Consider the following 7,339-nt stretch of genomic DNA (forward strand, 5'->3'; position numbering starts at 1 on the left):
GAACAGTTTTGTTAGACGCTCTCCCGCTGCTTGAGCAGGGGGAAGAGCAGGACGTCGCGGATCGAGGGCGAGTTGGTCAAGAGCATCACCAGGCGATCGATCCCGATGCCGAGGCCGCCCGTCGGGGGCATGCCGTGCTCCAGGGCGGTGAGGAAGTCCTCGTCGATGCGGTGCGCCTCGTCGTTGCCGGCCTCGCGCTCCTTGAGCTGGTCCTCGAAGCGCTCGCGCTGGTCGATGGGATCGTTGAGCTCAGAGAAGGCGTTGCACAGCTCGCGCCCCGCGACGAAGCCCTCGAAGCGCTCGGTGAGCATGGGGTTGTTGCGGTGCTTCTTGGCAAGCGGCGAGATCTCGACCGGCATGTCGATGATGAAGGTCGGCTGGATCAGCTCGTCGCAGACCCGCGCCTCGAAGATCTCGTTGACCAGGCGCCCGCGCGTGAGCTCGGTGGGCATCTGGGCGCCGACCTCCTCGGCGAGCTTGACCAGGGCCGGAACGTCCAGGGCGGAGATGTCCTTGCCCAGGCGCTGGCTGATGGCCTGCTCCATGGTCAGGCGCGGCCAGGGCGCCTTCAGCTCGATCATGTGCTCGCCGTAGGGGACCAGGGTCGAGCCGCAGACCTGCTGGGCCACCGAGCTGATCAGCTCCTCGGTCATGCGCATGACGTCATCGTAGTCCGCGTAGGCCTCGTACACCTCGATCATCGAGAACTCGGGGTTGTGGCGGGTCGAGATGCCCTCGTTGCGGAAGCTGCGGTTCATCTCGTAGACCTTCTCGAAGCCGCCCACGATGAGGCGCTTGAGGTAGAGCTCCGGCGAGATGCGCAGGTGCAGCTCCATGTCCAGGGCGTTGTGGTGGGTGTTGAAGGGGCGCGCCGCCGCCCCGCCCGGGATCGCGTGGAGCATGGGGGTCTCGACCTCCATGAAGCCCCGCTCGTCCAGGAACGCGCGCACCGCCTTGATGATCGCGTTGCGCTTGCGGAAGGTCTCGCGCGCCTCGTCGTTGCTGATGAGGTCCAGGTAGCGCTGGCGGTACCTGGCCTCCACGTCGGAGAGGCCGTGCCACTTGTCCGGCAGGGGACGCAGGCTCTTGCTGAGGATGCGCCACGAGGTCACGGCCACCGAGAGCTCGCCGCGCTTGGTGCGCCGGACGGTGCCCTCGACGCCCACGAAGTCGCCCAGATCGAGCAGGCTCAGCTGGCCGAACGACTCCTCGCCGATGGTCGCGAGCGAGACGAAGAGCTGCAGCTTGCCCGTGCCGTCCTGGATGTCGATGAAGTTGAGCTTGCCCGCCTCGCGGCGGCCGACGATGCGACCGGCCACCCGGACCACGTCCTGGGTCTCCTCGCCGCTTGCGAGCGCCGCGTACTTGGCCTGGAGGTCGCCGGCCACGTGCGTGCGGTCGAACTTCGCCGGGTAGGGATCGATCCCGAGGGCGCGGATCTCGGCGAGCTTCTGACGGCGAACCTGCTCGTGCTCGGAGAGGTCGGCGTTCGACGGGACGGTCGCGGTCGGTTCCAAGGATGCCTCCTGATATGCGTTCGCTGCGGCGCGGCAAAAATAGACAGAGCAAGGCTCATTATAGCACGACCAGACCGGGCCAGAGCACGCACAGCGGGCCTTTGCGGGCCCTTTCTCGGTCCTAGTACCACCGCCAGGAGATGTTGTCGGCGCTGTCGACGCTGCCGAGGCGCTCGGGCATCTCACCGGCCGCCTGGGCGTAGCGCGGCGAGTACCAGTCGCAAGCCACCAGCTTGCTGCCGTTCTTTGCCCGGACCGTGATCGCGACGGCCGCGTCCCCCGCGGCGATCTGCATGGAGACGCGGCGCTTGATGAGGGCCCTGAGGTCGTCGACGTCGAAGGTGTCGACCTTGAGGCGCAGGTCGACGGCCCGCGCCGCCCCCCCCTTTGCAGCGATCTTGCGCGAGCGGGTCTCGACCTGGTGGTCGCTCAGCGCCTGAGGCACCAGCCCCTGGGCGTCGAAGGCCCGCGAGAAGGAGACCTCGAAGGCGCGTGGCCCCTTCAGCTCGGCCTCGAGCTTGCCCTTCATCCGGGCGTCCTGGCGCACCTCGGTGATGCGTTCCTGGGTGAAATCGACCGCGAGCCGCCGCTCGGGCGCGTAGAGGGTGAAGTGGCCGGTGTCTCGATGGAAGACGATCCGACCGCCGGGCAGGGCTTCGCGAAGGGCATGCGGATCGCCGCCCGGCGCGATCCCCGAAAGCCCGAGGGCCCCGAGCAAGGCCTCCTGCCCCTCGCCCAGCGCGACCGCGGGCACCGAGGCGCCGACCAGACGGATCGCCGACAGGATCGCGGCGCCGTTCGGCCCCGGCTCGAAGGCCAGCTCGAGCCCCAGGCGCTCGTAGCGGAAACGATGGTCGTCGAGGGCCTCATCCGGGACACCCAGCAAGGCGCGGACCTTGCTCTCGGGAAGGCCCAGCTTCAGATCGGCCACCCTGGTCGGCTGCGCCGAAGGCCCGGGACCTTCCTCGCTTGACGCCGAGGGGGCGTTCGTCGGGGTGGGGCGCGGGGCGGCCGTCGCCCGGGCGGCCTCGAGGCGCTCGGCCTCCTCCACCTGGAGCTCGTAGAGCGCGACGAGGCCCACGCCGACGAAGGCGGCCAGGACGAGCGCCCCGCCGATCAGGATGCCGCGGATCCGCGCGGCGCGCGGGTCGTGCCGGCGCTTCTTGCGGCGCTTCTTCTTGGAGACCGGAGCTTGTCGCTTCTTGGCCATCGGGGGTCCTTCACAGCCCACGAGCCCCGACGACCATGGTCGCCGGGGCTCGAAGACGGGGCGTGCTAGGCGAGCGCGAGGCTGGGGGCCGCGGCGCGGACGTTGGCCAGCGAGGTGACCACGCCCTTGGCGACGGCCTCCATCTCGGCCACGGTCGCAAGCTTGCTGACCGCACGGCCGACGCCCACGCCGCAGGCGCCGGCGCCGACGGCGAAGGCCGCGTTGGCGGGGGTGATGCCGCCCGCGACGAACACGGGCATCTCGACGGCCTTGGCGATCTCGCTGGCGTTGGCCAGGGCCGAGGTGATCGCGGCGAGCGCGCTGTGGGTGTCGACGATCGCGACGTTGCCCATGACGCCCTCGGCCTGGATCAGGTCGGCGCCGGCGGCCTGGAGCTGGGTGGCCAGGTCGAGCTGGGCGTCGAGGGGCAGGCGGCCCGAGACGGTCACGCACAGGGGCAGCCGGTCGCCGACGGCGGCCTTGACCTCGCGGGTCCAGCCGAGGATCTGCTCGGCGGTGGGCTCCTCGCCGCGGGCGTACATGGCGTCGAAGTTGCCGAGCTCGATGACGTCGGCGCCGGCCTCGGCGGCGGCGATCAGCTTGGCGGGCTCGGTGGCCGAGACGAACACGGCGAGCGAGGTCGACTCCTTGACGGTGCGGATCAGCGCGGCGTCGGCGGCGATGTCCACCGCATGGGCGCCAGCGGCCTCGGCGGCGGCGACCACGCCCATCACGTGGTGGGTGTCGAAGTTCTCAATCCCGGCGATCACCTTGACGAAGGTGCGGTTGGCAAGAGCCTGGTTCAGGCGGTTCAGGCGGGTCATGGCGACGGTGGTCCTCCTGCGATGGCGCGAATGTGGCGTAAGCCTGACGATTATAGAAGCCCGCTTCCCCCCTTGTAAAGCGCCCGCCCAGGCGCGCTCGTGCCGGGGGTCTCAGCCGAAGAGATTGTCGCGCGTCTCGGCGGCGATGCCCGACGGGTGCCCCTCGGGAAACAGGTTGGGGTCGGTGAGCTCCTCGTCGGAGTCGGGCTCCTGGGTGCGCGCCGAGCGCCCCTCGGACTCGTAGACGTAGTCCGAGGTCTCCTGGTCCTCGCCCTCCACGCGCGAGAGGCCCTCGGCCGAGGCGAGGGTGATGGTCAGGATCTTGTCGGGGATCACGATCGCGCCGTCCTTGAACTCCATGTCCGTGGTGGGGGCGAGCATGCGCGTGCGGACCTCCTCGGCGCCGAGATCCAGGCGACTCACCTCGAAGCCCAGGATGGCGCCGTCCTCCTCGTCGAAGTAGAGGTCGACCAGCGAGCCCAGGCGATCGCCGCTGGTCGTGACCACGTCGCGATCGAGCAGGAGGCGCTGCGCCGAGACGAGACCCTCGTCGTCGTAGTTGAGGAGGTCCAGGCCCGCCGTCTCGGCGATCTCGTCGCTGACGACGACCTGGTGAGGGTCGAAGGTCGCAACCTGGCTGTAGGGCAGGTCCATGTCCGAGCCCGAGATCTGGCGGTTGTCCATGACCCAGTCGATCACGAGCTTGATGACCCGCTGTTCGCTCAGATCGAGCAGCGCGTCCGAGATGTCCCCCATGTGGACCTGCTGCGCGGTCACCAGAGGAAGCTCGAGCAGGTTGCGGATCCCTCGGACTCTCACGGCGATTCTCCTTCTTCACTCTCGTTGCGCGCCAATATAGCGCGGCCCCACGGCGAGTACAACAAGGGATCGCTCGAGATGCCTCGCGGCGACTAAGTCTTAGCTCTTGAGCGGATCCAGGAAGTCCGTGCCTCCGGTGCCGCTCTTCTGGATGCCCGCGACCCGCTTGATGAGCAGGAAGAGGCGCGTGAGATCGTTGCGCAGATCCTGGGCCTGGGCCTCCAGGGCGTCGAGGCGCTCCTGCTGGTCGTGACCCGGCTGGCCGCCCTGCGCGATGAGCAGCATCTTGCGTTCCTCCAGCAGGGCGTTGAGCTTCTCCTGGGTGTACTCTCGCTCGTTGGAGATGAGCTTGTACATGTACTGGGGGTTCTGGAACTCGGGGATGAGCGTCGGGGTCGACTCGAAGGCCGCGATCAAGTAGCGCCGCTCGTCCGACTGCTTGGCCTTCTCCTCGGGCGAGAGCGGCGCGGTGACGGCCTTCTTCTCGGGCGAGGGCTCGGCGCCGACCGGGCCGGTGCGCGAGCGGGCGAACTGCTCACCGGTGCCGGGCTTGCGGGCGATCGCCCCGGTGTTGCCGGTGCGCGCTCGAGCAGGAGGCGAGACCGGCTCCGGCTCGGGCTTCTTGAGCCCCAGGGTCGAAAGGAGCTGGTTGAAGAAGCCGGCCTTCTGGTTGGGATCGTCTGCCATGCGTCGCCTCGAACGAATGAGCATTCGACAAAGCCAGGCATGTGTCGCCATTTGCCGCCTGTGGCGGCTCGAAGGAACAGCTTTGCCAAACGCTCAAGAGGCCCCCCTCTGGGGGCCTCTCTCGTATACCCTATCAAGCGGCCTTCGTCACCTCAGGTGAAGAGGTGGGTGATCTGGTCGTAGACCCAGGACTTGCGGAAGAAGCGGTCGAAGGCCATGAAGCCCAGGATGCCCACCGCGCCCGCGGCGAGGGTGACGGGCCAGCCGACCACCCCGAGGGCTCCGAGGGCCGCGATGGCTCCGCCGCTCGCCAGCGACGAGATGACGCCGCCGACGGTCCCGCCCAGGGTGTCGCCGAGGACCCCCCCCAGCGCGCGGCCGGGGGCGCGCTCGCCCTTGAACATCTTGAAGAGGTTCTCGGCCGTCGAGAAGACCGCCGAGAAGATGGCGCTCGAGACGGCTGCCTTCTTGAGGCCCGGCAGCATCTCCTTGAAGCCCTGCTTGATGGTCTGCCAGCCTGCCGAGTTGCCTGCGCCCGTCTTGATCTTGCCGAAGAGGCCCTTGACCTTCTCGCTCGCCTTCCCGAACAGGTTCTTGGCGCCGTCGACCAGCTTGCCGAACATGCCCTTGGCGGTTCCCGCCGCGCCGCCGGCGGCCGAGACGGCGTCCTTGGCGGTGGTTCCTGCGGTCTTCACGACCTCCTTGGCGGCGGTGCCCCCGGCTTGAACGGCCTGGGCACCCTTGGCGGCCTTCGCCGCCTTGGTCGCGGTCTGGGTTAGCGCCTGCGCGGTATCCCCCGCAGTCGCCGCCGAAGCCGCGGCCTTCGTGCCACTCGCGCCCTTCGCGACGCGCGCGGCCGAGGTGGCGGTGCGGGCGCTGGTGGTTGCGTGCTTTGCGGCACTCGCCGTGGCTTCCTTGGCGACGGTTGCGGTGGTCTCCTTGGCAACTGCAGCCCCGCCCGCCTCGACGGCCTGGGCGCTCCCCTTGGCGGCCTTCGCCGCCTTGGCTACCGTCCTGGTGCCCTCCTGGGCGACCTGGGAGGCCGAATCGACGGCGGCCTTGGCCGAAGTGGCGCTCTTGGCCGCGCCCTTGCCCTTGCCGAAGGCCGCGAAGACCTCGTCGGCCTTGTCGCTGACCTTGAGAGCCTGCTGGGTCTTCTCGTTGAAGCCCGTGCGGAAGAGCTTCATGGCGCCCGACTTGTCGCCCGCCGCGTAGGTCTCGCCCGCCTTGCTCAGCTTCTTGGCGAAGTTCGTGAGGGTGCGCGCCTCGCCCGCGTGGCCCATGTCGGAAAGCTGCTTGGCACGCGACAGCATCTTCTCGGAGGCCGCGGCGAAGGGCTGCGCGGTGGCGGGGGTCGTTCCGAAGGCGGCCTTGAGCTCGTCGGCCTTGTCGGCCAGTCGGATCGCGTCCTGCACGCCGGGGTTGCGCAGCCCCACCTTGATCTTGGCGTGCAGCATGCGCGAGGCCGCGGGCGTGTTGCCCTGCTTGGCGAGCTCGCCGGCGCGCGAAAGGCGCTTCGAGAGCTCGGTCATCGTCTGGGCGGCCTCGGGCTGGCCCACCTCCTTGAGCAGGGCGGCCCGCTCGGCGATGTGCTTGGACGCCGAAGCGTACTCCTTGAGGCTGTTGAGGTCCTTGACCTTGACCGGCACCGTCGCCCCGTTCTTGAGGACGTCGGCGGCCTTCTTGATCGGTTCTGCGACGGGGGCGGCGAGCGCCGGGGCCGCGGGCTTGACGGCGTTGCGCACGCCGCTCGCGACCCGGCCCGCCTCCTTGGCGCTGCGGGCGCGCTGGACCGTCTTGGCGACGGCATTCGCGGGCTCGGTGACGGCCGTGCCGCCCGAAACGAAGCCGGGCTCCTTGATGACGCTCACGGCGCCGGGCCGAGGGGTGGCGACCGGCTTGACCTTCGAAACCTTGGTCGCGGCGTTGGGGATGGCGCTGCCCGCGCTCGGCTTGGGGACCGCGACGGCGCCGGCGGGGATCTCGGCGGCGGGGTTGAGGACCGCGTTGCCGCCCGAGACCGGGGGCTTCACGACGGGTGCGGCCGGGTGGGTCAGGCTGACCTTGTCCCCGGGCTGGAAGCCGACGAGCTCGCCGACCCCCTTGCCGACCGTGCGCCAGCCCTGGGCGACGGTCTCGTTGGCCAGCACGGACTTGGCGCCCTCCTCGAGGTGCTCGGGCAGGTGCTGGACGACGTCCTGGGCCTTGGCGGGCAGGTCCTTGAGGGTCTCGGGCAGGTTCTCAGCCAGGTGGCTCGCCTGCGAAGGCAGCTGCCTGAGGCG

At 69.5% G+C, this 7,339-nt stretch carries 6 protein-coding genes; all 6 read right to left on the bottom strand.

Features of this window, described 5'->3' with window-relative positions; translation table 11 throughout:
* Nucleotides 1-11: 11 nt before the first annotated feature.
* Nucleotides 12-1,517 (bottom strand): lysine--tRNA ligase, encoded by a 1,506-nt coding sequence (lysS, locus tag V6D00_03755; protein HEY9898275.1) that lies wholly within the window; start codon nt 1,515-1,517, stop codon nt 12-14.
* Nucleotides 1,518-1,638: 121 nt separating this feature from the next.
* Nucleotides 1,639-2,727: a hypothetical protein gene (locus tag V6D00_03760; GenBank protein HEY9898276.1), complete on the bottom strand. Its 1,089-nt coding sequence runs from the start codon at nt 2,725-2,727 to the stop codon at nt 1,639-1,641.
* A gap of 65 nt (nt 2,728-2,792) precedes the next feature.
* Nucleotides 2,793-3,551, bottom strand: coding sequence for a DUF561 domain-containing protein (locus V6D00_03765; GenBank protein HEY9898277.1), 759 nt, complete (start codon nt 3,549-3,551; stop codon nt 2,793-2,795).
* 111 nt (nt 3,552-3,662) lie between these two features.
* A complete protein-coding gene (locus V6D00_03770) occupies nt 3,663-4,370 on the bottom strand; it encodes a PRC-barrel domain-containing protein (GenBank protein ID HEY9898278.1) in 708 nt (235 codons plus the stop codon).
* A gap of 99 nt (nt 4,371-4,469) precedes the next feature.
* On the bottom strand, nt 4,470-5,057 hold the full coding sequence (locus V6D00_03775) for a hypothetical protein (protein HEY9898279.1): 588 nt from the start codon (nt 5,055-5,057) through the stop codon (nt 4,470-4,472).
* Nucleotides 5,058-5,209: 152 nt separating this feature from the next.
* A partial coding sequence (locus V6D00_03780; protein HEY9898280.1) for a hypothetical protein occupies nt 5,210-7,339 on the bottom strand: 2,130 nt, incomplete at its 5' end.

Origin of the sequence: Pantanalinema sp., from assembly GCA_036704125.1 — a bacterium.
Classification (GTDB): domain Bacteria; phylum Cyanobacteriota; class Sericytochromatia; order S15B-MN24; family UBA4093; genus JAGIBK01.